This window comes from Paenibacillus sp. WG02 (genome assembly GCF_055396115.1).
The window spans coordinates 5811756-5836635 of the sequence record NZ_AP036016.1 but is presented as its reverse complement, the minus strand read 5'-3'; the positions used below and the strand labels follow the sequence as shown (position 1 = coordinate 5836635).

At 40.4% G+C, this 24880-nt stretch carries 25 protein-coding genes and 1 pseudogene; 19 read left to right on the top strand and 7 right to left on the bottom strand.

Annotated elements, in window-relative coordinates; translation table 11 throughout:
* Nucleotides 1–72: 72 nt before the first annotated feature.
* The 6 genes and pseudogenes from ACBP55_RS26470 to dltX all read right to left on the bottom strand — a co-directional run bounded on the left by ACBP55_RS26470 (nt 73) and on the right by dltX (nt 4929).
* Nucleotides 73–462: a Crp/Fnr family transcriptional regulator gene (locus ACBP55_RS26470; protein WP_464645857.1), complete on the bottom strand. Its 390-nt coding sequence runs from the start codon at nt 460–462 to the stop codon at nt 73–75.
* A gap of 122 nt (nt 463–584) precedes the next feature.
* Nucleotides 585–1769, bottom strand: coding sequence for a D-alanyl-lipoteichoic acid biosynthesis protein DltD (gene dltD / locus ACBP55_RS26465; RefSeq protein ID WP_464645856.1), 1185 nt, complete (start codon nt 1767–1769; stop codon nt 585–587).
* A complete protein-coding gene (gene dltC / locus ACBP55_RS26460) occupies nt 1766–2005 on the bottom strand; it encodes a D-alanine--poly(phosphoribitol) ligase subunit DltC (protein WP_464645855.1) in 240 nt (79 codons plus the stop codon). Before dltC ends, dltD begins: the two co-directional genes overlap by 4 nt.
* A 43-nt stretch (nt 2006–2048) precedes the next feature.
* Nucleotides 2049–3203 (bottom strand): D-alanyl-lipoteichoic acid biosynthesis protein DltB, encoded by a 1155-nt coding sequence (dltB, locus tag ACBP55_RS26455; protein WP_464645854.1) that lies wholly within the window; start codon nt 3201–3203, stop codon nt 2049–2051.
* A gap of 5 nt (nt 3204–3208) precedes the next feature.
* A pseudogene (gene dltA / locus ACBP55_RS26450) lies at nt 3209–4733 on the bottom strand (D-alanine--poly(phosphoribitol) ligase subunit DltA).
* A 16-nt stretch (nt 4734–4749) separates the two neighbouring features.
* Nucleotides 4750–4929 carry a teichoic acid D-Ala incorporation-associated protein DltX gene (dltX, locus tag ACBP55_RS26445; protein ID WP_464653415.1) on the bottom strand — a complete coding sequence of 60 codons (180 nt, stop codon included), beginning with the start codon at nt 4927–4929 and terminating at the stop codon, nt 4750–4752.
* 356 nt (nt 4930–5285) lie between these two features.
* Here dltX and ACBP55_RS26440 point away from each other — a divergent pair, with 356 nt between their 5' ends.
* The 9 genes from ACBP55_RS26440 to ACBP55_RS26400 all read left to right on the top strand — a co-directional run bounded on the left by ACBP55_RS26440 (nt 5286) and on the right by ACBP55_RS26400 (nt 14998).
* Nucleotides 5286–5729 carry a MarR family winged helix-turn-helix transcriptional regulator gene (locus tag ACBP55_RS26440; protein ID WP_173193458.1) on the top strand — a complete coding sequence of 148 codons (444 nt, stop codon included), beginning with the start codon at nt 5286–5288 and terminating at the stop codon, nt 5727–5729.
* The gene (locus tag ACBP55_RS26435; protein ID WP_464645853.1) at nt 5726–6385 is read left to right on the top strand and encodes an HlyD family secretion protein; all 660 of its coding nucleotides are present in this window, start codon (nt 5726–5728) and stop codon (nt 6383–6385) included. The genes ACBP55_RS26440 and ACBP55_RS26435 overlap by 4 nt, the downstream gene beginning before the upstream one ends.
* Before the next feature lie 9 nt (nt 6386–6394).
* Nucleotides 6395–7711, top strand: coding sequence for an efflux RND transporter periplasmic adaptor subunit (locus ACBP55_RS26430; protein ID WP_464645852.1), 1317 nt, complete (start codon nt 6395–6397; stop codon nt 7709–7711).
* Between the two features lie 14 nt (nt 7712–7725).
* Nucleotides 7726–9351, top strand: a complete 1626-nt coding sequence (locus ACBP55_RS26425; RefSeq protein ID WP_464645851.1) for a DHA2 family efflux MFS transporter permease subunit — start codon at nt 7726–7728, stop codon at nt 9349–9351.
* Between the two features lie 56 nt (nt 9352–9407).
* Complete coding sequence (locus tag ACBP55_RS26420) at nt 9408–11156, top strand: hypothetical protein (RefSeq protein WP_464645850.1); 1749 nt, start codon at nt 9408–9410, stop codon at nt 11154–11156.
* A 581-nt stretch (nt 11157–11737) separates the two neighbouring features.
* Nucleotides 11738–12037, top strand: a complete 300-nt coding sequence (locus tag ACBP55_RS26415; RefSeq protein WP_464653414.1) for an HTH domain-containing protein — start codon at nt 11738–11740, stop codon at nt 12035–12037.
* A 202-nt stretch (nt 12038–12239) separates the two neighbouring features.
* Entirely contained in the window at nt 12240–13277 is a 1038-nt protein-coding gene (locus ACBP55_RS26410) for a polysaccharide deacetylase family protein (RefSeq protein ID WP_464645849.1), read from the top strand.
* Nucleotides 13278–13308: 31 nt separating this feature from the next.
* A complete protein-coding gene (locus tag ACBP55_RS26405) occupies nt 13309–14337 on the top strand; it encodes an AI-2E family transporter (RefSeq protein ID WP_464645848.1) in 1029 nt (342 codons plus the stop codon).
* Nucleotides 14338–14704: 367 nt separating this feature from the next.
* The gene (locus ACBP55_RS26400) at nt 14705–14998 is read left to right on the top strand and encodes a hypothetical protein (RefSeq protein WP_464645847.1); all 294 of its coding nucleotides are present in this window, start codon (nt 14705–14707) and stop codon (nt 14996–14998) included.
* Between the two features lie 254 nt (nt 14999–15252).
* Here the strand turns inward: ACBP55_RS26400 and ACBP55_RS26395 are convergent, their stop codons facing one another.
* Entirely contained in the window at nt 15253–15603 is a 351-nt protein-coding gene (locus ACBP55_RS26395) for a hypothetical protein (RefSeq protein ID WP_464645846.1), read from the bottom strand.
* Between the two features lie 310 nt (nt 15604–15913).
* Between ACBP55_RS26395 and ACBP55_RS26390 the strand changes: the two genes are divergently transcribed.
* The 10 genes from ACBP55_RS26390 (at nt 15914) to ACBP55_RS26345 (ending at nt 24843) form a co-directional block, all read left to right on the top strand.
* Nucleotides 15914–17026, top strand: a complete 1113-nt coding sequence (locus ACBP55_RS26390) for an MGDG synthase family glycosyltransferase (RefSeq protein ID WP_464645845.1) — start codon at nt 15914–15916, stop codon at nt 17024–17026.
* 40 nt (nt 17027–17066) lie between these two features.
* Nucleotides 17067–18359, top strand: coding sequence for a polysaccharide deacetylase family protein (locus tag ACBP55_RS26385; RefSeq protein ID WP_464645844.1), 1293 nt, complete (start codon nt 17067–17069; stop codon nt 18357–18359).
* A gap of 113 nt (nt 18360–18472) precedes the next feature.
* Nucleotides 18473–19141, top strand: coding sequence for a TVP38/TMEM64 family protein (locus ACBP55_RS26380; protein WP_464645843.1), 669 nt, complete (start codon nt 18473–18475; stop codon nt 19139–19141).
* Nucleotides 19142–19305: 164 nt separating this feature from the next.
* Complete coding sequence (locus ACBP55_RS26375; RefSeq protein ID WP_464645842.1) at nt 19306–20226, top strand: ABC transporter ATP-binding protein; 921 nt, start codon at nt 19306–19308, stop codon at nt 20224–20226.
* A complete protein-coding gene (locus tag ACBP55_RS26370) occupies nt 20219–21166 on the top strand; it encodes an ABC transporter permease (protein ID WP_464645841.1) in 948 nt (315 codons plus the stop codon). Before ACBP55_RS26375 ends, ACBP55_RS26370 begins: the two co-directional genes overlap by 8 nt.
* Nucleotides 21167–21340: 174 nt before the next feature.
* Nucleotides 21341–22081, top strand: coding sequence for a hypothetical protein (locus ACBP55_RS26365; RefSeq protein WP_464645840.1), 741 nt, complete (start codon nt 21341–21343; stop codon nt 22079–22081).
* A 2-nt stretch (nt 22082–22083) separates the two neighbouring features.
* Nucleotides 22084–22461, top strand: a complete 378-nt coding sequence (locus tag ACBP55_RS26360; protein ID WP_464645839.1) for a GntR family transcriptional regulator — start codon at nt 22084–22086, stop codon at nt 22459–22461.
* Between the two features lies 1 nt (nt 22462).
* Complete coding sequence (locus tag ACBP55_RS26355; protein WP_464645838.1) at nt 22463–23152, top strand: ABC transporter ATP-binding protein; 690 nt, start codon at nt 22463–22465, stop codon at nt 23150–23152.
* A gap of 59 nt (nt 23153–23211) precedes the next feature.
* Nucleotides 23212–24120 carry an NAD(P)-dependent alcohol dehydrogenase gene (locus tag ACBP55_RS26350; RefSeq protein ID WP_464645837.1) on the top strand — a complete coding sequence of 303 codons (909 nt, stop codon included), beginning with the start codon at nt 23212–23214 and terminating at the stop codon, nt 24118–24120.
* A gap of 21 nt (nt 24121–24141) precedes the next feature.
* Nucleotides 24142–24843 (top strand): DUF4386 domain-containing protein, encoded by a 702-nt coding sequence (locus ACBP55_RS26345; protein ID WP_464645836.1) that lies wholly within the window; start codon nt 24142–24144, stop codon nt 24841–24843.
* Nucleotides 24844–24880: the final 37 nt, after the last annotated feature.

The window sequence follows — 24880 nt, the reverse complement described above, 5'->3', positions numbered from 1 at the left end:
TAACGAGCAAGGATCTGCCGAGGCAGCTCCTTGCTTCTTTTTATCAAGATTTATATACTTAATTTTTGGTATTTATCGGCTAAGCAATAAGTGGGCCATACATTGAATCATTTTGGGGTTGATATAATAAAACGAGTTGACCGGAGGTTTTACTTTACCTCCGGTTTTTCTTTTTAGTTGTAAAGTAGAGGCTTTATTTTCGATCACATACTTGCCGTTTTGTTTGGAGATTACGTCGGTTTTTTCCAATTGTTTTAAAGTTTTTGCCACGGTTACTCTCGATGTACTTACCAGATTGGCCAACTCTTGGTGGGTAAAACTGATTGCAATAACGTCCTTTCCGCCGCTTCTTGAACCATACGTATCAATTAATTGAAGAAGCATGTAGCAAATTCGCTGAATGGCGGAAAAAGAGTTGAGTTGCAGTAAATGAGATGACATGATTCTCATTTTTATGTTCACTAAAAGCAAAACCTGATGCGTAAGTTCAAAGTTATTTTTTAAAGCGTCTTCAAATTTCTTTCGTTCGATTTTGATTAATTTGGTTTGTTGCTTTTTCTGGAGATTCTAATATTCAAAAGATTTTAACTGCCAAGTATCTGCTTGCCATATGCTTTCAGTAAATCCTCATCTACCTGAACCCAACCAGTCCAGCCGAGGTGGCTTAAATCGCGCATAAAGTAAGGATCGTATTCATGACTTGCATAATCGATCACTTGGAATCCAGCGCCGGTTACCCTTTGTTCCATTTTGGTGTACAATTTATCGCGATACTCTTTCGTAAATCCGGTGTAGTCACTCCATGCGCCTTTACGGGGGATAAGAATGAATATAGGATCCGCATGTTCGGCTTTCAAGATGTCAACGATCGCTTGGAAATTATCATACTCCACAGAATTCAAATAATTCCCGGGCTTCCAGGAGTTTTTGGATTGTTTTAACTTGGGCTCGATCGTTTTCTTATAATAATCATCCAAAAGCCCGTACGGATTATTTTCAGTTGCTTTACTGGCTTCCTTGGAAGCTTGTTCTTTCAACTGGTCCCACGTTAGATTCGCGGTGGCTGTTTGTTTGTTATAAGTTTTAATTTTACTAGTAAGCTGCAGCGCCCTCACCATATCCTGTTTCTCTTGAATCTTCATGGAAAGATAGGCGAGCGGGCGGACGGCTTCTCCTATTACACGGTTCCATAGGTTATTGCTCGTCAGTCCTTCCAGCATGATCTTTAGCAAGTGATCCTTTTGGGGTGCGGAATAATGCAACAGTTCGGCAGCTATTTTCTTCTTGGCGGCTAAGTCAATGTCCGTGTTAAAGATAAACTCGTAAGCCGGCAATTTGGCGTAAAGGTCAGTGAAGCGTTGGTCTGCCATTCCATTTTGATTCATGAAATCGCCGGGATCGAGCATAAACACCATTTTTTTGTGAGCGATCGAATCGCCGGTCGCCGCTAGATTAAGCACATGAATTATCGATGTACAAGCGGATTCACCTTGTAAATAAGGAGTGAACGGTTCGGTAATGAGATTGGAAGGGTGGTACCGACTGAAAATACCGATGGTCGATGAGCCGTAGAAGGGAAGGAAACCGTCGTAATGGAAGGAAGCATCCTGGAATAATACGTTCCGAAAACGACTCACATCTTGCCAATTCGCAGCGCCAGCGACTTCTTTTCGGGAAAGCAGGCCAGATAATGCAGATTCGGGGATCAGCAGAATGATGACGAACATAACGAGCGCCAAGAGCATCGGTCCGAATCGCGGCCCATTCATACATACACCTCTAACTTGCTTATTATCCGGTTCGGTGTATACCATTCCGTCCGGTCGAAATCGGTTATGGGCACACGAATCTGGCATTCCGTTTCCAGAGCAATCAGCAATTCAATGACTCCAAAGGAATCAAGCAGTCCACTATCAAACAAATCGAGATCTGGACGCCGGTATACCTCCTCTGTATGGCATATGCGCGAGATAATACCAATCACTTTCTCGTATAGATCCATCATCGTTGTTCACCTCCATGGCATGTTTTTTCTATTATATTGAGATTTAAAACAGTCTGCCAGAAAAGATAAGGAAACCGAAACAGACGAAGTGAAAGGTCAGCACCGTCGAAACGCAGCGCAGCGCCCAATGGTCCTTCCACCAGGCAAATCGTTTATTTAAACGTTCGATGCCGTCGAATCCGATCATTAAGCACGCATGATACAGCCCATAAATGATATAATGCAGCTCTAGCCCATGCCAGAGGCCCATCAACAGAAATAGGACAGCGTAACCGGCTGACGAAAGAATATAACGATTGCGTATCCATTTATGACGGGCTACCATGAGAACGAATCGCATATAGACATAATCGCGTAACCAAAACGACAATGTCATGTGCCAGCGGTTCCAAAAGTCCTTGATGTTCCGGCTTATAAAAGGCAGCCGAAAGTTCTCCGGCGTACGAATGCCGAGCAGGTAGCTCATGCCGATTGCAAACGCGCTATACCCTGCAAAATCAAAAAATAAATAAAAGCTGTAAGCATACATATAACACCAGATACCAGCAGCCGTATTCATCTTGAGCAGCGGCAATGTCAATATATACGTTTTTATCAGGTAGGCGATGATAAATTTATACAGAAATCCGCGGAATATCCGATGGAAACCGCCATATAGAAGCTCTTTATAAGTGTTTTTAGGCATCGTTTGCTCTGTATCCTGTACGTAGCGCCTGTAACGGTCAATCGGTCCTGAAGTTATGGTCGGAAAAAACCAAAGAAACGATAAATAATTCCAAATCGAAATCGCTTTGATTTGTCCATCCCGCATTTCAATGAGCATTTGAACACATTTGAACGTTAAATAAGAGATACCGAGGAAGCCGAACGTTTCGATCGGTTTCTGGATGGCCAACACTTTGACAATGATCAGAGGTAAAATAGAGAGCGAGACTGCACTGATATAAATCCAGTCACCGGAATGCTTTCGCCGCAGCAAATCATATCCCTTAATCAACAGCCATTGCCAAACGGTATAAATAATTAAAAAGATCAATTGCCTTTGAGTCCCGGCATACATAATACAGATAAAACCCAATGTCAGCACAAAATTGTACCATTTCAAGGACTTGGATTTGCCCAACAACCCGAGGACAATGGATGGGAGAAGCAGTCCGGCAGATAAGCCGAAATACATAAAGCTTGTATAAGGGACCATCCTGGCTAGACCTCCTCTGCCAACCTTTTACGGTCGACTTTACCGTTTACGGTGATGGGCAGGCTATCTTTGATGACAATTCTGCGAGGTACCATATAGTCAGGTACGAATTGGGCCAGCTCTTTTTTAACTGCGAGTCCCCATGCGAATTCATCTTCTGGAAGTCGATCGGGTACGATAAAGGCTGTCAAATACTCACATAATTGTTCTTTCCATTTAGGGAGGACAACAGCTGATTTCAGTCCTTTGATCCGTCTCAATTGGTGTTCGATTTCCTCCAGTTCGATGCGATACCCGTGAAGCTTGACCTGAAAATCAAGGCGACCGACATAGAATAACTGACCTTCCTGTAAAAATCCAGAATCACCCGTACGGTAGCTGCGAAGAGTACCTAGAGTCTTATCTTCATAAGTGGAAAATGCCCGTTTCGTTAACTCCGTATTCCGGTAATAGCCTGGGCTAACGCCAGGTCCGGCAATGACGATTTGCCCTTTTTCGCCATCGGGCAGCGGATTGTTCATTTCGTCAACGATGAGGATACGGCAATCCGGTTTACAGAAGCCTACTGGGAGCGCTGATTGGCTGGTTAACAGCTGCGAATCGATCTTCACCGAAGTAACAGCCACTGTTGCTTCGGTTGGCCCGTAAGTGTTAAACACAGTAGCTAGCGGGAACCGTTCCAATAATTGTGCTGCGCATGTCCTGGAAAGCGTCTCGCCGCAAAACAGGAACGTACGCAGATGAGGAAGAAGCTCTTGGTTAAACAGAGGATTCCGAAGACAATATTCAGCAAACGAAGGCGTTGACGTCCACACTGTCACGTTCGATTCAGCCAATCCGGCAAACATATGGGCCGGTTTTCCCAGAATTTCTCGATCGAGTGCCCAAACCGTTCCGCCGCTGACAAGGGCCGGATATAAGTCCATCACGGAAAGGTCAAACGAGAAGGGCGCCTGATTTAAGTAAATCGCATGACCCGTGCTCGGAAACGCTTCAATCATCCAGCACACAAAGCTCTGCAAACATTTGGCCGTGATTTGTACGCCTTTTGGAGTGCCTGTACTGCCGGATGTATAAATGATGTAGAAATTATCTTCTTGTTGGACGCGCGCACTAACGTCCGGACGCTTTCCTTGATAAGCAACCGTGAGGGTAGATAGGTTGGCCAGGATCTTAACACCGGAGGGAATCACACCATCGGGGAGTTCGGATACCGCGATGATCAATTCTGCTTCAGAATGGTCGAGAATAGCTTGCAGCCTATGTATCGGCGTTGAATCGTCTACGGGGATATAGGGATGGCCGGCTTTAACGCAAGCTATGAATGCAATGGGCATTTCCAATTGCATATGGCCATAAACGATTATGGGACGTCCGGTGCGGCTGCACGATTCTTCCAGCAAAGAAGCTAAGGCGTCTGAACGTTCCTCCAGACTGAAGGTATGTGAGCGCAAAACCTAGCCATGTATAGGCGGGGGTATGTGGCTTTTTGATTGCCCATTGGGCGATGCTTTGCAGAATATCATCCATCATGGGCTTCTCCCCTTTAAAAATTCGTATAAATGAAATGGCTCGGTTGTACATCGTCGTTCATCCCGTATATCCATAACAGACCCAATAATATCAATAAGTAAAAGAGAGTCCTGTACACCCATTTTGTGGTCGAATGCTCCCAGATTGCTAGAGCGAAACGGATTGGCCAACCTAAATGTTTATTTTTTTCCATCTTCCGTAACAAGGGAATCACCTCCTGATTGATTTAACCGCAGGATACCAAGCGAAGGCGTAATGTCATTGAAAGGCTCCACTTACCATAAGATATCATTAAAATATGTCGAAATTATTTCAATTCTATGTATTGGATATACATGAAGTTCATGATGTAGTTAGTGCTCATTTTAGGACGACCACGAAGTCGGAAGCATTAGCTTTCGGCTTTTTTCTTTTCACAAAAAAGTTACATCCTACATATTTCCAGATCCATAAATTCATGTTACGATTAATGACATCTAAATATTTCGCATACGAAATATTCGCATTCGAAATAACTATTGATCTTATGTTTTTTAAGGGGGAAGTGGTTTGGAAGAGGTTAGAGATCTTGTGGCTGAATTTACTAGGCTGCATAAGCTGCGTGTATCTTTAATGTATAGGGAACTTCAACGGGAAGAGTTAACGGGACCACAGTTGTTTATTTTAAGGGAATTGTTTATGAAGGAACCGAGAAAGCTTGGGGATCTCGCTCATTCCGTGCAGCTCAGTAATAGTACGGTTTCCGGTATTGTGGATCGGTTGGAACGTGATGGGTTGGTAGAACGCAAGAGAGATGAGCAGGATCGAAGAATTGTCTGGATTGGTACGACAGATTTTTGTCAACAGATGAAGAAAACGAAGCTTGAGACGATTACCAAGGAGTTCTACGAAGGTTTGGAGATGGCATTTACACCTGAGCAGATTGCTACATGTAAAGAAGTGATCGGAATACTCATTGAACATTTGGAGAAAAAGCTGGAGGGAACGGAATGAAACGTAAATTGGTTCTAATTATTATTCTAGCTGTTATGGTTATTAGCGGAGCCACCATCGGCGGTTATTACTGGTATCAGGGCGCTAACTATATAGCTACAGACAATGCCCGTCTCTCGGGAGATATTTACCGTGTCATGCCTCGAATTGCGGGCAAAATTAATACGTTGGGCATAAAAGTAGGCGATACGGTTGTGGCGGATCAAATCGTCGGACAGCAAGATATTACGAATTTATCAAATAGCTTGCTCGATCAAGCGACTTTGCGCACTCCGATCGGTGGAACTGTGATTCAAACCGCTGCTAAAGTTGGCGAAGTAGTCGCTCCCGGGCAATCGGTCGCAATGATTGTGGATAAGAGCGCCTTATTCGTATCGGCAGATATTGATGAAACGAAGATCCAAAAGATACATATTGGACAGTTGGTAACGTTTAGTGTGGATACATATAGTGGAACAGAATTCCAGGGGAAAGTAACGGAGATTGGTCAAGCAACAGCGTCTACCTTCTCATTGCTTCCGACAACGGGTTCAAGCGGGAATTTCACAAAAGTTACACAGCGTTTGAATGTAAAAATATCTATTGACGATCATAAGGGATTAGATCTGGCGCCAGGTATGAATGCTTCGATCAAAATCCATATCAAAGGGGAGTAAGGATTACCCATGAAAAAACATCTTAACGTCGTTGTATCTTTAAGTGTTCTGGCTGGTTCCCTTATGCTTGTTAGTGGTTGCAGTTCTTCACAAACTAGCGCTGCGCAATTAACAACACCTTCAGTCAAAGTGATTACGATCGGCAGTTTGAATGCAGCTGGAGCGAGCGGTAAATTAGCGGCGGATCAAACGGTTCAAGTAGTGTCCAAAATAGGAGGTAAAATTACTTCTGTTGCTGTAGATGAAGGTGCGAAAGTAAAGAAGGGCGATCTACTTGTCCAGCTCGATACCGAAGATTTAAGCCAGCAGTTGGATCAAGCACAAGCCGGACTGACGGCTTCTCAGGCGAAATTGGCAGATACAGTAGCAGGCGCCCGTTCACAGGATTTGCAAGCGGCAGGTGCGGCAGTTGAGCAAGCCAAAGCGGCAATTAATCAAGCCAAAGCTGGAGTGTCGCAAGCGAAAGCAGCTTATGATCTCGTGACCAAAGGGTACAATCATACGAAAAACTTTTATGATCAAGGCGATGTGAGTACGGACGATCTGGATAAAGCGACACTGGATTATGAAAAAGCAAAAGCAGCTTATGAATCCGCTATATCGCAGCAGCAAGGAGCGAACGCTCAATTATCTGCCGCAGAGGCTAAGCTGAGCTTGGCCAAAGAAGGCGCAACTGTAAATACGTTGGAGCAATTGAAAGCCGACGTCTCAGCGAAGCAAGCCGCTTTGACACTAGTTCAGAATGCGGTGAAGAATGCTGGGGTAGTTTCGCCAATTGATGGTATCATTGTAAAAAAGAATGTGAATGTGGGAGAAATGGCACAAGCAGGAGCAGCTTTATTGACGGTTGTAAACATAGATCAAGTGAAAGTGGAAGTCAGTGTCCCTGAAGGAATGGTCAGTTCCATTAAACAAGGAGAGAAAGGAACCGTGACGGTACCCAGCATTCCAGGTAAAACGTTCGAAGGTACAATCACATTTGTTAGTCCGATTTCTGATACGAATAACAATACCTTTCCTATTAAGTTAATGGTGGGCAATCCTGATGGATCCTTGCATGCGGGAGCTGTTGCCAGTGTTGCTTTTGGAGCAAGCAATGGCGATAATCGCGTTGAAATACCGAAAGCCGCGCTTTTGCAAAAAGACGGCAAGACGGTCGTTTATAAGATTAGCGGTGACACAGTTCATCCTGTAGAGCTGCAGACAGAAGATAAGAACCAAGATTGGGTATACCTCAAAGGGGATGCGGCATTGAAACCCAATGATAAGATCGTCTTGAATCCAAGCGATAAGCTAACGGACGGTACCAAGGTTCATGCCGAGTAAAGGAGGCTGCAAGGATGTCATCTGCAACGACAGCAGCGGCTACCCCCGAAGTTGAGATACAAGAGGAGAGAATAACAGGTTACCAATGGTTAGCTCTACTAGTGCTCATTCTGGGTACGTTTCTCGCCATTTTAGATAACAGCTTGATGAATGTTGCTATACCAAAGCTGATGGCCGTTTTTGGCTCTACGTCGACACAAATTGAATGGGTTGTTACGGGTTACATGCTCGCTTCAGCCGTTGTTGTACCCATGGGTGGGTTTTTATCGGATCGGTTCGGTTACAAAACAACTTTTCTGACGACGGTAGTTGCCTTTGTTATTGGCTCGATTTTGTGCGGGATAGCTTGGAGCGACACGAGTCTAATCGTTTTTCGAATTATTCAAGGACTTGGCGGAGGTTTTATCATGCCTGTTGGTATGGCGATGCTTTACCAGATTATGCCACGTAGCAAAATTCAAGTTGCGATGGGAATCTGGGGGATTGCCGCCATGGCAGTTCCTGCCATGGGACCTACATTAAGCGGATATTTAGTCGATAACTTTAGCTGGCGTTATTTATTTTACATCAATGTTCCAATTGGGATTATAGCTGTAACGCTTGGTTTCATTATTTTGAAAGAGACACCCAAACGAGCAGGGCTAAAATTTGATTTTGTCGGCAGTATTTTATGTATGATTGTTTTCAGTACCCTGCTTCTGGCATTAACAGACGGCCAAAGCGACGGATGGACCTCACTCTATATTGTCAGTTTGTTTTTCATTTCTATTTCTAGTTTCATCCTATTGATTTGGGTTGAGCTGGGCAAAGATAATCCCATCATGGATTTCCGTTTGTTCAAGAACCCTATTTTTACTCTAAGTTTGGCGGCTTCGAGCTTCGTGATGATTTCCATGCAGGGCGGTATTTATATGATGCCGATTTTTATGCAAAATGTAACGGGATTGACGCCTATGCAAACGGGGTTGGTTATGATGCCTCAGTCAATTGCGATGGCTTTCATGATGCCCGTTGCAGGAAAACTCGTTTCCAAATACGGTGTAGTTCCGCTTGGCATATTAGGCTTAGCCATTATTGGTTGTACGACCTTAGAACTGCATGTGCTCTCTCAACAAACTTCTACGCATTGGATCAGCGGTTTGCTCATTATCCGCGGTATTGGCATTGGCTTATGTATGATGCCGTTGTCTTCAGCGGGAATGAACACTTTGCCCAATCATCTGATTGGCAGGGCGTCCTCGGTATCCAATGTTATCCGTAATGTTATGGCATCGCTTGGTATTGCGGTGTTGACCAGTAATATGAATAATCAAGCGACACAATATGGAGCCAGATTCAACGAGTCCATTTCTACGATTTCGCCGGCGTATACGGATCTTCAAACGAACGTCGTACATCGTTATTTGGAACTAGGGACAGATGCAAATTCAGCGGCCGGTGGTGTGGTTGGTGTTTTATATGGTCTGGTGCAAAAAGAAGCTTTGACAAGAGCTATTGCGGATACATTGATGCTTTCTGCAATACCGGCGTTCATTGCCATTATTTTAGTCTTTTTCATGCGTCAGAAAAAGAAACAGCAGGCGTCAGCTCAGGAAAGCACCGAATCTGATGCTCAGCACCATGTCATGATTGAAATGTAAATATGTGCTTACGAAGAAAGTTTTGCTAAAGCAAAACTCTTAGGAGGAAATAAACGATGAGAATTCAATTCAAACAAGTAGCGATGACGCTCGTTTTGTCTTCCTCGTTGCTGATTTCGGGACTTCCCGCTTTAGCAGATGGAGGAGATGTAACAGCTACAAGGACAAATGCAGCTGCGGTTCATCAGATAAGCGATAACCTTCAAGTAACGGTGGAGGGTGTCTATAATGAGAAAATGGCCAGCGGCGTGCGTCTCGGCGCTGTTATTCGAGTAAATAACACTAGCAGTCAAACGCTGCGTATTCCCGATTATGAGCTTAGAGTAAAAACGTCAGATGGTATTGTTTATAGCTTACGTGCAAGCAGTGGCAATGCACGTGGTGTGCAGCCCGATTCGGAAGTCGAGTTGACTTATTTGAAAGTAGTTAACCGACAAACAGAAGTGAATTTGAGCAATCTCTCGCTTGTAGATGTCAACTACGATGTGTATCCGAAACAGGAGACAACATTGCTTACGACTCCAATAGACGGAGCGGTATGGAATGGCAATCATGGAGAGTTTAAGGACGTATCGCTTATGAAGAAGTGGGGGGAAATCTTCACCATACCGACACTGGAATCACCGCTTCAATATAAAACGGTGGATATTACGAAAAGTAATAGCAATGATGGCGTTGTGTATGTCGTGAAACTCTTGGTTTCCAACCCGAGCGATCAAACTGAAACGGTGCCAATGCTGGAATTGGATGGGAAGTCCAAAACAAATGTATATACCGGCAAACAGGTTGAGGCAGACTCTGTGAAGCTTGATGCAGGTGAGAGCAAATATGTGCATTTTGCTATTCATGCGGCTATGGATACCGTACTAGACAGTATTAATGTTCTGACATCGGAAAGCTTTACACAAGCCGATGCGACAGGCAACGTGAAGACCTCGGCATTCCATATTGGTAAACTGAATGTAGGCTTGCCTAGCACGAAGACCGCAGTGGGCAGCTATACCTATGGGACTCCGATTGCTTTCGAAAAATGGAACGACGTCATTAATCAGGATCTGGACGTTGCATTGGTGGAGCTTCATATTGCAGATAACCAAGATCAAGGAAGTAAGCTTGCTTTTGCCAAGTTTACTTTGACGAATAAGGGATTAAATGAAATTCCCGTTCCAGCATTCCAAACGATGTTATCGAGTCCAACGGGCTTTGACTATACGGGATCCAGACAAAGTGACGTGACGAAATCTATTGCCCCTGGAACATCGACGGTTGTTAGCTATGCCTTTGTATTGCCTGTAGCTGAAACTAGCGATACATTCACGATGAAAGTGCAAAACGTAATCAATGGTGAGGCTAGCGGAGAAACGAAGCCGATCTTTAAATCAACGATTGCCTCCTATCAGGTAACAGCACAAGGGCAAGATGACAGACATAAAGTTTCCCTATTTCCATACACTGTCAATATTAAAGATTATTACTTGGCGCAGATTACGTCCCCAGGACAGACAATTGCAATCAACTATACATATAAATTGCAGTTATTTATGGACCTCATTCGTGATCCACAAGTTTTGGTTGACAACAATTTTTCAAAGTTGAAATTTGAGCTAGTGGATCCTTCCGGAAGCATCCTAGGTTCCAAGACATTTCCTTTCACAGGCACTGATCGTTTAGTGAATGGGAAACAGACGCTAACCTTTAGCAATCTGACTACAGACCAAATTCAAAGTAATGTCATTGTTAGAGTATATGAAGCGTTGAATACACCTTCAGGTGAAGTGGATCGTCTGATTGCGGAATTAAAATAACAATTGACCCTTATGCATCATATGACATATATTCTCATCGGAATCGTTATTGCAATTTTCTTATGGAAATTAATTGGGATTACTTTTAAATCTATACTTTTTTTCATCTTACTTGGGCTGATCACTTTAGTTAATTTGACAATCAGGGTGAATCGTGAATTTCAAGATTCGAAGAACCTTATTATTGGCGATGGGCAATAAAAAAGCACTCTTGTGGGAGTGCTCAAAGTGATGTTCTTTTGAGAAGTTCAACATCGATATCTTGCGCTTTGATATGATCCCATATGAGCAAAATTAAAAAAGCAAGTGCTGTACATATGAAAACAGCAAAGGCTGCAAAAACAGCGTAATGTATAAAGCTGAATATCAAATTTTGAGTCGCGGACAGTGTCGCGACTCTTTTATTACAAATTGTGTGGCTTTCTCTTTAACGTGTTAATCTCCATGGAACAATGATAAAAAAACGGCTCTGTTTACACTGGTACCCATAGTCTGGACACTTTGAAAAAGTGTTCAGACTGTGGGTATCTTTTTTTGTATACTAGAGTAAGCACCGGAGGGGATTACATCATGTCTAAGAAATCTTTAGCGAAAAAGAACGAAAGCATTTATCAACGAATAAATACGTTGTCAAGATAAGCGCGAAATCAATAATCTATGCCGATGAATTTAAGCGGTTGTTTATCGACCATTACATGTCAGGAAAGACTCCTAGAGAAATATTTGAAGCTAATGGATTTGATGTCAGCGTAATTGGAATGAAGCGAGTTGAACAAAGCGCAAACCGTTGGAAGAAAGCATACGGAAAAGACGGAATCATTGGACTAGCCGACTCCCGTAAGGAAGCTTCTGGACGTCCCCTGAAGCATGAACCTGCATAACCATTTCTACATTCAGACTTTAACACTTCCTTCTAATTGGAGGTTTTCCCTTAAGGCTCATGCTATCTATTAAGACTATATCTTGTTGATTTTCTACCTTTTCTTTCTTTAAAATATGAATATGAAGTGATCATTTTTCAGTCAATAGTTGATATAATTAAATATAAATAAATGAGAAAAGAGCTATTAGAGGGATTTTATAATGAAAAGACTAAAAATAAGAAGATGGCATTTGTTGCTTTTTAGTATTATTATTGTGATTATGATTTCACTCGGTTTTTCCCATTTTAGAACCGAAATACAGAAACAAAGCTATCAGGAATATATGCCCGAACCCACCAACGCACAAGCCATAACCGAAACAGTCATTGCACAAACTCATCAGTCAGATTTGACCAACGACGATTTACTTCAAGATAACCTGCACCAAATGAAGAAAACATCGCTTGAAAATCTGCAAATCTCAATGAACAAGCCAGAGATTTTTTACCGAAACAAAGTTGCGGTACTAACATACCATCATCTTGATCCTGTAGAATCGTCGGTAACCATAACGCCGGATAGGTTTAAATCTCATTTAGAGGCGTTGAAGAATAATGGTTTTCATGTTATTTCTGTTGAGGACTTTGTTGACTTTCTGCAAAAGAAAAAAACCGTTCCTTCAAATTCAGTAGTTATAACGTTCGATGACGGGTATGAATCTGTATATAAGTATGCATACCCGATTTTGAAGTCAGAGGGAATGACTGCTACTTTTTTTCTGATTGTTAGCTACATTGAGGATGGAACTGTAAGGATGCCCCCCATATTAAATTGGAAAGAGATCATTGAGATGCACAATGACGGATTCAGTTTTTATTCCCATACATTTAATTCTCATGAAACCGTGGCAGTAAAAAAGGGTGAGGAACTTTCCAAGTTAACAGCAAAGTTGTTTAATCAGTCAGCCAATCGGATCGAAACTGAAAAAGAATACAAATCCAGAATTCGCGACGATTTAACCGAAGCGGATGATATCCTTAACGCCAAATTGGGAAATAAGATTAATCTACTTTGTTTGCCACACGGAAAATACAATCAAGAAGTGGTCGATATCGCGAATCAATCGCAGATTCCGTTCTTGTTTACAGGGGTGGAGGGTATTAATTCGGATAACATTAAACTTATAAAACGAATCAATGCAGGTTCTCCTTATATGTCAGACAAATTGCTGATCAAAAGGCTTTCCCAAGGCAAATGATAATATTTATAAATGAGGAGCAAAAAAAGTAATGGAGTATATTAAAGGGATAATAGCAAGTTTAACGTTTAGAAGATTTTTCATACTGTTTCTAATATGTGTTTTGCTAATTAGTTTAAAAGGCATGCTAAACCTAATACTACTAACTTTTTTAATTACCTACATCATGAATAGTTTACAGAGAAATATTACAAAGAATTTAAATAAATGGATTCGGATAAATTATCGAGTTGTTGTAATAGTCATCTATTTACTTCTTATTATATCGTTTGTTACAGGTATCTCGAATTTGTTGCCGAAAATTGTTGAACAAGTTAAAGCAGTATCAAATGAGATAATTAATTTGTATAATTCACCTCAAGCTGATTCTCTACCAGATAGTATAACTAGTGCTTTGGATAGTTTAGATTTACAATCGTATGCAAAAGAAGGGCTGGGATATTTACTTAAAATAGGTGATTGGGGTAAAACATTCTTCTTATCATTACTGCTTAGTCTCTTTTTCTTGCTTGAAAAAGATAGGATTATACGGTTTACTTCAAAATTCAAGAAAAGTAAAATTTCTTGGTTTTATAACGAAGTGGAATATTTCGGGAAGAAATTTGTTGTCTCTTTTGGAAAGGTAATTGAGGCTCAAATTCTTATTGCGATTTCTAACACGATATTAACAACAATTGGTCTGTGGATAATGGGTTTTCCCTATTTGTTCGCTCTGTCCATTACTGTATTTTTACTTAGTTTGATTCCTGTTGTTGGGGTTATCATCTCAATGGTTCCACTCTCCTTAATTGCTCTTCAAGTGGGTGGAGTAATTATGATAGTCTACGTAGGTATTATGATAATAGTGATTCATTTAATTGAGAGTTATTTCCTAAACCCAAGATTTATGTCTTCTAAAACTAAATTGCCAATGTTTTACAGTTTTATTATCTTAATTTTTTCGGAACATTATTTAGGAATTTGGGGATTAATAATTGGTGTTCCAATCTTTGTTTTCCTTTTGGATCTTCTTGATGTAAACAAAGAAGATGAGTCTGAGTTCTTGATAGGTATTACCTAGAAAGTTAAAGAATTTAATAACATTGTATTATAACAACCTGTTCATTTATGGACAGGTTTATTTTACTTACTGCTCGCAGATGATGCCATATTTTACCCAGTCTTTGGAAGCCATTAAATTAAACTAACGCAGAGTAAGAGTTCAAATAACAAAGAAGGCAACCGATGCAGATTGAGCGGCTGCCTTTTCCTTTTATCAGACAGGAGGTCATGCAAAAGTAAATATAATAAGTAGTAACAGGATAATTATGCGAAAAGTGGATATGAAGCTAACACTTTCTACCGGAGAGTGAAGGAGTATGAGACCAAGTCCTTTACTTAATCTATGAATATACTATTTCATCAAACTTAAATAGGAGGAATGGCAGTTGAGCATCGAGGAAAAGCATATTGTCGGAGCACATGCCGAAGTTCATACGATCAAAGTAATTGACATCGATCCTGACCATGGGGAGCGGAAAGAGTCTGCAGAATTCAGGGCAACCAAGGAACGATTGAAGGCCGATGGGCATTATCAATGCTACATCTGCAAAGGGACGGACAAACTGCAATCGCATCACATGGCCGGAGAGTACAAATTTCGAACAATCGTTGATTTCGACACAGAAAAATCTGGAAGGCACTTGCGAAAGTTGAAGCGGACCGCATTCAAGCAACAGTAATTGTAAAATGGCTAGTACGACAAAAAAAAAATTCAAAATACTGAAATGAGAATTAGACCTACAACTTTTTAGGGCTGTAAGTCCAATCTCCTATATGTGAAATAACTGGGGTTGGTCTTTAGAATAACCAGGGAAGATTAATGTGAGCTTAAGATTAAATAATTATTACGTGAAGGACCGAATTACTTAGTGCTTGTACCAATGTTCCAAGAGCTTGTACGGCTGTAAAAATGGCAATAACCATGTTAAGCCTGCTACAATCCAGTTAAAGCATCTAATGTTAATTTAGCGGTAGTAGTACATTTTTTATAAACCTCCCAATAACCGTCTATAACCCAACCTATCCTAAATCTTCTGTCAGCTATAAAGACCGTAGCTAAATCAATACCAATATCTAATAGATCAATTTTTGATTCATTTTCAATATTTTGTAATTTGCCTTTAAGTACCTCTTCAATATAATCTTCTACGGAAAGCGATTTAGCCTTCGCTTTGTCTTTCACTTTACTTTTCATGTCTTGATAATATATTGACACGGAAATTTCTTTGCCTGGTATGATTGAAGCAGAAAAACGAACAAGTTCTGAAACTAAGTTATCTTCCAAAATTGAAACAGCTCCTTAATGGATTTTTGCATAAGATATAGCGACAAGCCATTTTAGAAAATTGCAACAATAATAGCATGTGCTAATTAACAAACTAAAAATCATACTAATTAATTTTTGCTCTATTCGATTATTGTAATCATGTAACCGCGGCAAGATCGAGGCTCAACAGTATGCCAAGAGTTTGTAATATAGTTAACGATTAAATAAATACTTAAGAAAAGTTTCAAAGTTTATAATTGCTGTTATGTAAATAACACATACTCTATATAATAGATATGATCTTACCTGCATATTGGGAGGCTTTTAGTTGACTTACCACTCTAGAATTTTAATTCTTACCGCTGGTTATGGAGAAGGGCATCTACTTGCATCAATTGCATTAAAAGAGCATTTTTTAAAACTTGGCGTTGAATTTGTACAAGTTATTGATTTAATGCAAGAAGCACATCCTATCATCAACAAAATCTCATGTAACGTGTACAAGGGAAGCTTTGGAGCAGCTAGATACGGTTTCAATTATTATGGATGGAGTTATTATCTAACACAGGATGCCAAGTCCCATAATCCCTTACTTACTGTTTTAAATCGTTTGGGGTATAGACATCTCAAAAACATTGTATCTAGTTATCAGCCTGACGTCATTATCAACACTTTCCCTTACGGTGCTGCACCTGCTGTTGGTCGTGCTTTTGGGATTCCGACTTACACCATCATCACAGATTATGTTATTCATGCAAGATGGCTCCATCCCCATATACATAAATACTATGTGGCAACTAATGAACTTAAACGAGATATGTTGAACGTTGGCATACATGAATCCCATATTGAAGTTACAGGGATTCCGGTTCGAGAAGCTTTTGAAACGAATCAATGCATACATAAGAATCGAAAGATGGTTCTTCTATTTGCTAGTTCACATCCTAATGGTGAATTAACGGAAGAATTGATTAAAAAGCTTCAATTCATCGACGGTTATCATCTTACGGTTGTATGCGGCCGAAATAAAAAATTAGAACAAATGCTTAACAACCGCTTTGAAAATTTTCCTAATGTAACCATTTATGGGTTTGTCGAACAGATCACTGAATTAATGGCTCAAGCCTCATGTATTATTAGTAAAGCAGGAGGATTAACCCTGGCTGAATCACTTACACTGCAAATTCCAGTTTTTATATATCGGCCATTTCCTGGACAAGAGAAAGATAACGCTATTTATTTTTCCAGAAAAGGTGCTGCTGCTATTTCTCATGATATTAATCATTTATTGGCGCAAATTGAACGTTTTTTAACCAACTCTTCTTATGCAAAGCGATTGAAATCACAAATGGCTGCTTTAAATCAAACAAAAGCTGCCGATACGATTGTTAAAGATATACTTAAGAACTTATATGATAGGAAGTCTGCCACCTATTCTTAAGTAAATTTGCAGGAGTATTTTTGGGAAGAGAGTGATAGCTATGAGTAAATTAGTTTGGTTTCTTCTGGTCATTTTGTTGGTGTATACGATTTTACCCACGCTTATAGTTCGTTTAGGTGGATTTGGTGTCTATACAAAGGGGAAGAAGGCGAATGGGATTGCTTTAACATTCGACGATGGTCCTGGACCGGATTATACGCCTCAACTGCTTGATCTATTAGCGGCTTACCAAGTAAAGGCCACTTTTTTCGTACTTGGATCAAAAGCTGAGAAATACCCGGAATTGATTATGCGCATGCATAGAGAAGGACATTTAATTGGGATTCACAACTATGTACACTGGGCAAATGCCTTAATGACCCCTATGAAGGTCAAAAAACAGTTAAACGATTCCGTAAAAGCCATCGAGAACATAATTGGCGAAAAACCCATTTATTACCGCCCTCCATGGGGAATTATCAATATCTTCGATCTAATCTTATTAAAGCAATTCCATATGGTCTTATGGTCGCTAATGGTCGGGGATTGGAGAAGCAGCGGTGGAAAGAACCGAATTAGAAACGAACTGCTTTCTAAGCTGAGTAACAATGACATTATTTTGCTGCACGATAGCGGTCAGACTTTTGGTGCCGATCAAAACGCTCCGATATTTATGCTTGAGGCTTTGAGTGAATTTCTGGAGGAGTGTAAAAGACGAGAATATATCTTTCTTCGAATCGATAGCAAGATGAAATTAGATGGGCCGCGCAAACAAGAACCCTTGCAGCTTTTTAAAAAAACGATTGTTTACTTTTGGTTGAAGTGGGAGATGCTCTTTTATTGGTTATTTAATGTAAGACCTTTAGATCCTAACTATCAGATCTTTTATATTAGACTATGCAAGTATCATGGGAGTACGATCTATTTAGAGAATGATGAGAAGCTTAGCGACGGCGATTTAGTCGTTGAACTTCATTTTAATAACGAAAAATTGTTTCAAATGATTTCCCAGTCGAGCACGAGTGTTCAGTTAGCTGTAAATCTCATACGAGATGTACAACGGTTTCTTCCAACGCTTACTCAATTCCTTGAGCTTCATCAAGAAGTTAGAGGCATTTATGGAATAACAATGATTCATCGAGGCTCCAAACAAATGGGATTTACCGTAAAAGAACTACCTAAAGGTATGCTTAGATTGCTTAGTCATATCTATTTAAGATTCCTTATGTATATATTTCACCCCCAAGGCAGAAAACGTTTAATGAAGGGTCAATTATCTCCACGAATTGTAGCTATCTCAGCGAGTGAAGTGATAAGAAGATATCCAGCAGACAGCAGTTCACCATCTCTTTGATTGTTCAATTGCTGTCTGCAACAGGATTTTCTATACGTTAAGCGGGTTTTATATGCATGTACAGGAAATACTAGTCTTACTTAGCCAAATTATTTCATGGAGTTGAATATTAAGTGTTAGCCCATAAAAGTATTCCTAATACTCGACTCATCAGTGGAATAAGTTTACTGATTATTGCAGCCATAATCGGCTATTACATCTATCTTCTTCATACAGGAGAAGCACAGAAGCTTTTGAAAACTATTCAAGACTTAGGATTTATCGGTATACTCATCGGAGTTATCGTTCAATCGGCAGCTAATATCCTCCCCGTACCAGGAGAATTTATATCCATTATCCTTATGGAAATTTATGGCCCGATATGGGGAGGCATTTTCTCATGGATAGGCGGTTTGGCAGGAGCGGTAGGTGCTCTCTATCTCACTAAATGGGTCGCTAAACCTATTTTCGGTAAAATGGCCCAACCGTTTATTAAGAAAGTGGAAGAGTTTATCAAAAAGTATGAGATTTTTGGACTTTTGCTAATTCGTTTCGTTCCGCTTGTTCCTTATCACTTTGTTAATTATGCTGCTGGTTTTTTGAATGTAAAGTTATGGAATTTTATCTGGACAACTGGTCTTGGTATTCTTCCTTACACATTAGCTATGAGCGGTATTTATGCTGGAGTCCGCCGCGGTTCGCTTATGTGGGGGGCGATAGGACTTGTTGTATTTATCTTGCTGTTAGGTATAAGTTGGATGATTCAAAGAAAAATTGGGAACAAAAGTAAGATTAAAAGATAATAAAGCCTGGTTCAAGTGGAACTAGGCTTTTTTTGTTTTTAAGCTTTCATATGTGTCATTCACATTATGTTTTAATGTGGAGTGTATATAATATGTTTGGTGAATTAGAAGATCAACAATCAAATTGTAAATCGTATAAATGCAAAAAGTTAGGAGGAATTTGAATGACAAAACCGATTCTTCAGATTAAAAATCTGACAAAGCGAATTGGAGGTAAAACAATAATTGACAATTTGAATTTCGAGGTGCCTAGAGGAGAAATATTTGGATTTCTGGGGCCTAACGGAGCGGGGAAAACAACAACGATTCGTATGATGGTTGGCTTGATGAGCATTACAGAAGGCGAGATCCTGATTGATGGGGAAAGTATTACTCGCAATTTTAACCAAGCTATTGTCAAAGTTGGTGCGATCGTAGAAAACCCGGAAATGTACAAGTATTTAAGCGGGTACAAAAATTTGGTTCATTTTGCTCGAATGGTTCCTAATGTAACTGAAGAAAGAATCCAAGAAGTTATTCGTTTGGTTGGATTAGATAAACGCATCCAGGATAAAGTCAAAACCTATTCATTAGGTATGAGGCAGCGGTTAGGCGTCGCGCAAGCATTGCTGCATAAACCATCACTGCTCATTCTAGATGAGCCGACCAATGGGCTTGATCCTGCCGGTATCCGTGAATTACGAGATTATTTGTATACGCTAACACGAAAAGAAGGAATATCCGTCATTGTCTCCAGTCATTTACTTTCAGAGATGGAGCTTATGTGTGACCGAGTAGCCATTATCCAAGGAGGAAAGCTAGTTGAGGTGCAATCCATCAAAGAATTTATGGATGAGGGACTGCACAGTTCGGTAGTCTTCGATGTAGATCATGTAGATGCAGCCATTCTATCCCTTTCTGACCATCCAACAGCGCAAGCTAAAAAAACGGAGGATGGTTTAGCATGTTGGTTGGAACGAGAACAAATTGCCGATGTGACCAAGCTTTTGGTCAAGGCTGGAATTAAAATATATGGTATTAGAAAGAACTCCCTAACGCTAGAAGATAAATTCTTGGAAATTACAGGGGGCGAAAAAGTTGGTTAATTTACTTTTGAATGAAAACATGAAAATTTATCAACGTTTACGGACGTGGTTGCTCGTATTGGGCTTAATTCTTACTACAATCGGATTTCTAATTGCACAAACATACAGTGTAAAACCTTCGCAGGTAGCTAGTGCGGATTGGAAAATTAATATGCAGCAGCAGATCCAAAATGATACACAATTGCTGAATAATATGAATAGGGGACCAGATTGGAAAGCAAGGATTACTTCAAGGATTAATATGAATCAGTATCATATTGATCACAATATCCCGCCTACTGAAGAAACCTTATGGGGGAATATGCTAAATGCCGCGGACTTAATGATAGTTGTTTCAGTTATGACTGTCATTATTGCGGCAGATAGTGTGGCGGGTGAATTCACCGATGGTACCATTAAACTTCTTCTAATACGTCCCGCATCTCGTGCTAAAATTCTTCTTTCGAAATATATATCAACCTTTACCTTTTCCATTGTATTGTTTGTGATCTTGTTTATTACGGCTTTCCTTGTCTCAGGGATATTACATGGTTTTCACGATATGAGTGCCCCGTATGTTTACGCTTCAAGTGATACAATCGCGCATGAAACAAATATTGTACAGCATGCGATTAGTACTTATTTATATCAATGTATTCAGATGGTGATGATCGTCACTATGGCATTTATGATTTCCACTGTTTCTCGAAGCAGTTCGATTGCCATTGCATTATCTGTGGGGATCATGTTTGCTGGTACAAGCATCGTTGGTTTCTTAGCACAATATAATTGGGCCAAATTCTACTTATTCGAAAATACGGATTTGACTCAATATCTCAATGGCTCTCCAAATATTGCAAGTATGACATTACCGTTCTCAGTCACAGTCATTGTTGTCTATTTCATCATTTTTAATGTCCTTTCTTGGCTTGTTTTCAGGAAAAAAGACGTGACTGCTTAATTGTTAAAGTGGCTGTCTCAAAAGCCAATTTGAAAGTGACTGAAAAGCGTACTCAGGAAGTAAGAAGGTTCCCCTTCTTGCTTCTTTTTTTATTTGTCTATTTACATGATATAATGTCTTAGTGTACTATTGCATTAATACACTATTTCTTTATATGAAGAAGGGGAGATTTGGATGAGTGCTTGGGCAGCGTTATTAAAAAAAGATTTTAAATTAACAAGAGCCGTATTTTTCGTAGGACTTGTCATTAATTTATTGATTGTCATGTTGACTTCTTATATGGGGATGAAAGCGGATGATACCTTACTTATTTTCTTACCCTTAGTAGTTGCTGCTGTTTTGCATATTTTATATGTTCCGGTGATTGTATTTATCAGTTTGAAAACGGAGGCCAATCAGCTGCATCTATGGTTGCATAATCCTGGGTCAGCTTCTAGTTTGTTAATGAGTAAGATGCTGAACGGGTTGATGATGCTCATTATTTCACTATTGATGTTATATGTGATGTCAGGATTGCTGATCATACCCAAGTTCAACTTGATTGAAGCGTATTGGACGGATACTTGGATATCGGGCTTATTCGTATTTCCTCATATTATTATGATTTCTATCATAATTAGCGTTTGGGTGGTATTTCTTTGGTCGCTTTACCAATTCCTTAAATTTAAAATCGGGCGTTGGAGTTGGTTAGTCGTTATTGGGGCAGTAAGCATACCTAGTTGGCTAACTGCTCTAATCGAATCCACTACCATGTATAGATTAGCAACGAAATGGGGGAGTATTACTTATAATTTCCCTTCTTTTTCAATACAACCCATACAAACATATGCAGGAGAATATTTGTATACCTTCATTTTTACCGTTGGATTATTCTTCCTGAGCGCGTGGATCGTTGATAACAAAGTTGAGGTGTAGGCATGGATGAATTTAATGCTTCGAAACCAATTTATCTGCAATTAGCGGATCGCATCAATCGACAGATTGTAAGCAAAGAATTGAAAGCAGGCGAGAAGCTTCCTTCTGTCCGAGAAATGGGGATCAAATACAGTGTTAATCCAAACACAATTCAGCGTACTTACAGTGAGTTGGAGCGTGAGGGTATCCTGGAAACGAGAAGAGGTCAAGGTACGTTTGTCACGGAACAAGAGGATCGCTTGGTTCAACAACGTGAAAATTTAAAAAATGAGCAGATCCTATCGTTTGTCGAGGTTATGAAGGAAATGGGATTCAACTCTAGTGAGATCATATCAGGGCTGCAGGACCACTTGAGCAAATTGGATAAAGGAGATGAGTAATTTGATTCAATTGACGAATGTTTCTAAAAAATATGTTAAACAGCCCGTACTCCATAACATTTCATTCACTGTGCCCGTAGGTAAAATCATTGGCATTGTGGGTGAGAACGGCAGTGGAAAGTCAACGCTATTGAGACTTATTTCCGGACTTTCGCTACCTACGAGTGGGAAAGTTACCGTAAATGGAGAGACGGCCAATCGAAGAATCAGCAAAATGGTTTCTTATTTATCGGAGCTTGGTTCTTTTTATTCGATATTCACAGTACGTGAAGCAATGGATTTTCAGGCTTCCCAATATACGGATTTTAACATGGCTAAAGCGGAGGAAATCATGACGTTTATGCAGCTGGAGCCTCATATGAAAATCAAAAATCTCTCGAAAGGAAATCGTGGTCGATTAAAAATCATGCTTACTTTGGCCAGAGAAGTATCCTACATTCTAATGGATGAACCATTATCCGGACTTGACCCCATGGTGCGAGAATCTATCGTGAAAGGAATGATTTCTTATGTTGACTTGGAATACCAGACACTCATCATGACAAGCCATGAGATTACGGAAATTGAATCATTGCTGGACAGCTTCATTGCGATCAAAGATGGATCATTACTTAAAATAGCTGATGTCGCTGAAATACATGAATCAGAGGGTCTTAGTATCACGGATTGGATGAAGAAGAATTATGTCTAATTCGGAATTATCTAGGCAGCTCTGCTCATTGTAATTGATAACCATTAGGAGGGGGAAATATGAAAGCAATTGTATACAGCAGATACGGACCGCCCGATGTTCTTCATCTGAAAGAGTTAGAAAAACCTTCACCCAAGGACAATGAAATACTGGTGAAGAACTATGCGACAACGGTAACAGCAGGGGACTGGCGCATGCGAAAGGCTGACCCCTTCCTAGCAAGACTTTACAATGGGTTCCTAAGACCCAAAAAAGTAACGATATTAGGGTTTGAGTTAGCTGGGGAAGTTGTTGCAGTAGGCAAAGAGGTTAAACGATTTAAGGAAGGCGATCAAGTCTTTGCGTTCTGTGGTATTCGCTTTGGTGCATATGCCGAGTACAAATGTCTGCCTGAGGATGGCATAGTAGCTATAAAACCGACCAATTTGACGTATGAGCAGGCCGCCGCTGTTCCTATTGGGGGTATAACTGCGTTGAATGCACTTAAGAGAGGAAATATCGCGAGTGGAATGAAGGTTCTTGTTTATGGCGCTTCTGGAAGTGTAGGTACTTATGCGATACAGCTTGCCAAATATTATGGGGCGGATGTAACAGGGGTATGCAGCACTACGAATCTTGAATTGGTGCAATCTATAGGAGCAGACAAGGTAATTGATTATACGAAACAGGATTTTACATCGAGTGGAGAACGTTATGATTTAATCTTTGATGCCGTTGGGAAAAAAATATCGAAAATCACCAAATCAACATGTAAGAAAGTGCTTCGCCCGAACGGAACCTATGTGAATGTGAATATGTCACAAAAGGTTCGTGTTGAATATCTAGTCTTCTTGAAGGAGCTTATTGAGGGAGGAAAGATAAAACCTGTCATCGATAAGCGCTATCCGTTAGAAGAAATTCCCGAAGCTCATAGGTATGTCGAGAAAGGACACAAAAAGGGAAATGTAGTCATAACTGTGAGGACATGAATTCAAAAAAGGAGATTACAAATGAACGCGAATAAAAAGAGCGCTTTACTTGTAGGAGTACTGTTTATACTTGCAGCAGTTACGGCGATAATAGGTCTTCTTTTATACGATCCTATCCTAAATGGTCCTGATTACCTGATGAAAGGTTCCGAACATGCCAACCAAGTGATACTGGGAGCGCTTATGGAGTTAATGCTTGTCGTTTCAGCGGTTGGTACGGCAACCACCATGTTTCCAGTTTTAAGAAAATATAATGAAACTATTGCTCTGTGGCATCTTTGCTTCAGGTTTCTTGAAGCCATTATTATTACTATTGGTATAATCAGCGTACTGTCCCTGTTGACCTTAAGCCGGGAATTTGCAGCAGCAGCGGCTCCGGATACCGCGTCTTTTCATGCTTCAAGTATAATATTAAAAGCCATACATGACTGGACCTTTATGCTGGGGCCTCTTTTCATGCTGGGCATCAACACGATGATGTACAGTTATATATTTTATAAAACCAAGCTCGTACCCAGGTTTATATCCATCTTAGGTATGACAGGGGCAACGCTTGTTTTTCTGTGTGCCTTGTTAGTCATGTTCGGTGTCATTCAACAAGTTTCTGCATGGGGGGCTGTTTTGGCGCTGCCAGTAGCAGCTAATGAAATGATTCTAGCTGTTTGGCTCATCGTGAAAGGATTCAATTTATCGGAAGTTAGAGAGTCAATAAATAAGCGCTAAATGATAAAAGACGACTCTCATGAGAGGTCGTCTTTTA

What these genes read in the sequence shown, in the direction of transcription:
- dltD (WP_464645856.1), bottom strand. Translation starts at nt 1,769, where the DNA reads ATGAATGGGCCGCGATTCGGACCGATGCTCTTGGCGCTCGTTATGTTC.
- dltC (WP_464645855.1), bottom strand. Translation starts at nt 2,005, where the DNA reads ATGATGGATCTATACGAGAAAGTGATTGGTATTATCTCGCGCATATGC.
- dltB (WP_464645854.1), bottom strand. Translation starts at nt 3,203, where the DNA reads ATGGTCCCTTATACAAGCTTTATGTATTTCGGCTTATCTGCCGGACTG.
- dltX (WP_464653415.1), bottom strand. Translation starts at nt 4,929, where the DNA reads ATGGAAAAAAATAAACATTTAGGTTGGCCAATCCGTTTCGCTCTAGCA.
- ACBP55_RS26435 (WP_464645853.1), top strand. Translation starts at nt 5,726, where the DNA reads ATGAAACGTAAATTGGTTCTAATTATTATTCTAGCTGTTATGGTTATT.
- ACBP55_RS26430 (WP_464645852.1), top strand. Translation starts at nt 6,395, where the DNA reads ATGAAAAAACATCTTAACGTCGTTGTATCTTTAAGTGTTCTGGCTGGT.
- ACBP55_RS26425 (WP_464645851.1), top strand. Translation starts at nt 7,726, where the DNA reads ATGTCATCTGCAACGACAGCAGCGGCTACCCCCGAAGTTGAGATACAA.
- ACBP55_RS26420 (WP_464645850.1), top strand. Translation starts at nt 9,408, where the DNA reads ATGAGAATTCAATTCAAACAAGTAGCGATGACGCTCGTTTTGTCTTCC.
- ACBP55_RS26410 (WP_464645849.1), top strand. Translation starts at nt 12,240, where the DNA reads ATGAAAAGACTAAAAATAAGAAGATGGCATTTGTTGCTTTTTAGTATT.
- ACBP55_RS26405 (WP_464645848.1), top strand. Translation starts at nt 13,309, where the DNA reads ATGGAGTATATTAAAGGGATAATAGCAAGTTTAACGTTTAGAAGATTT.
- ACBP55_RS26385 (WP_464645844.1), top strand. Translation starts at nt 17,067, where the DNA reads ATGAGTAAATTAGTTTGGTTTCTTCTGGTCATTTTGTTGGTGTATACG.
- ACBP55_RS26375 (WP_464645842.1), top strand. Translation starts at nt 19,306, where the DNA reads ATGACAAAACCGATTCTTCAGATTAAAAATCTGACAAAGCGAATTGGA.
- ACBP55_RS26365 (WP_464645840.1), top strand. Translation starts at nt 21,341, where the DNA reads ATGAGTGCTTGGGCAGCGTTATTAAAAAAAGATTTTAAATTAACAAGA.
- ACBP55_RS26360 (WP_464645839.1), top strand. Translation starts at nt 22,084, where the DNA reads ATGGATGAATTTAATGCTTCGAAACCAATTTATCTGCAATTAGCGGAT.
- ACBP55_RS26350 (WP_464645837.1), top strand. Translation starts at nt 23,212, where the DNA reads ATGAAAGCAATTGTATACAGCAGATACGGACCGCCCGATGTTCTTCAT.
- ACBP55_RS26345 (WP_464645836.1), top strand. Translation starts at nt 24,142, where the DNA reads ATGAACGCGAATAAAAAGAGCGCTTTACTTGTAGGAGTACTGTTTATA.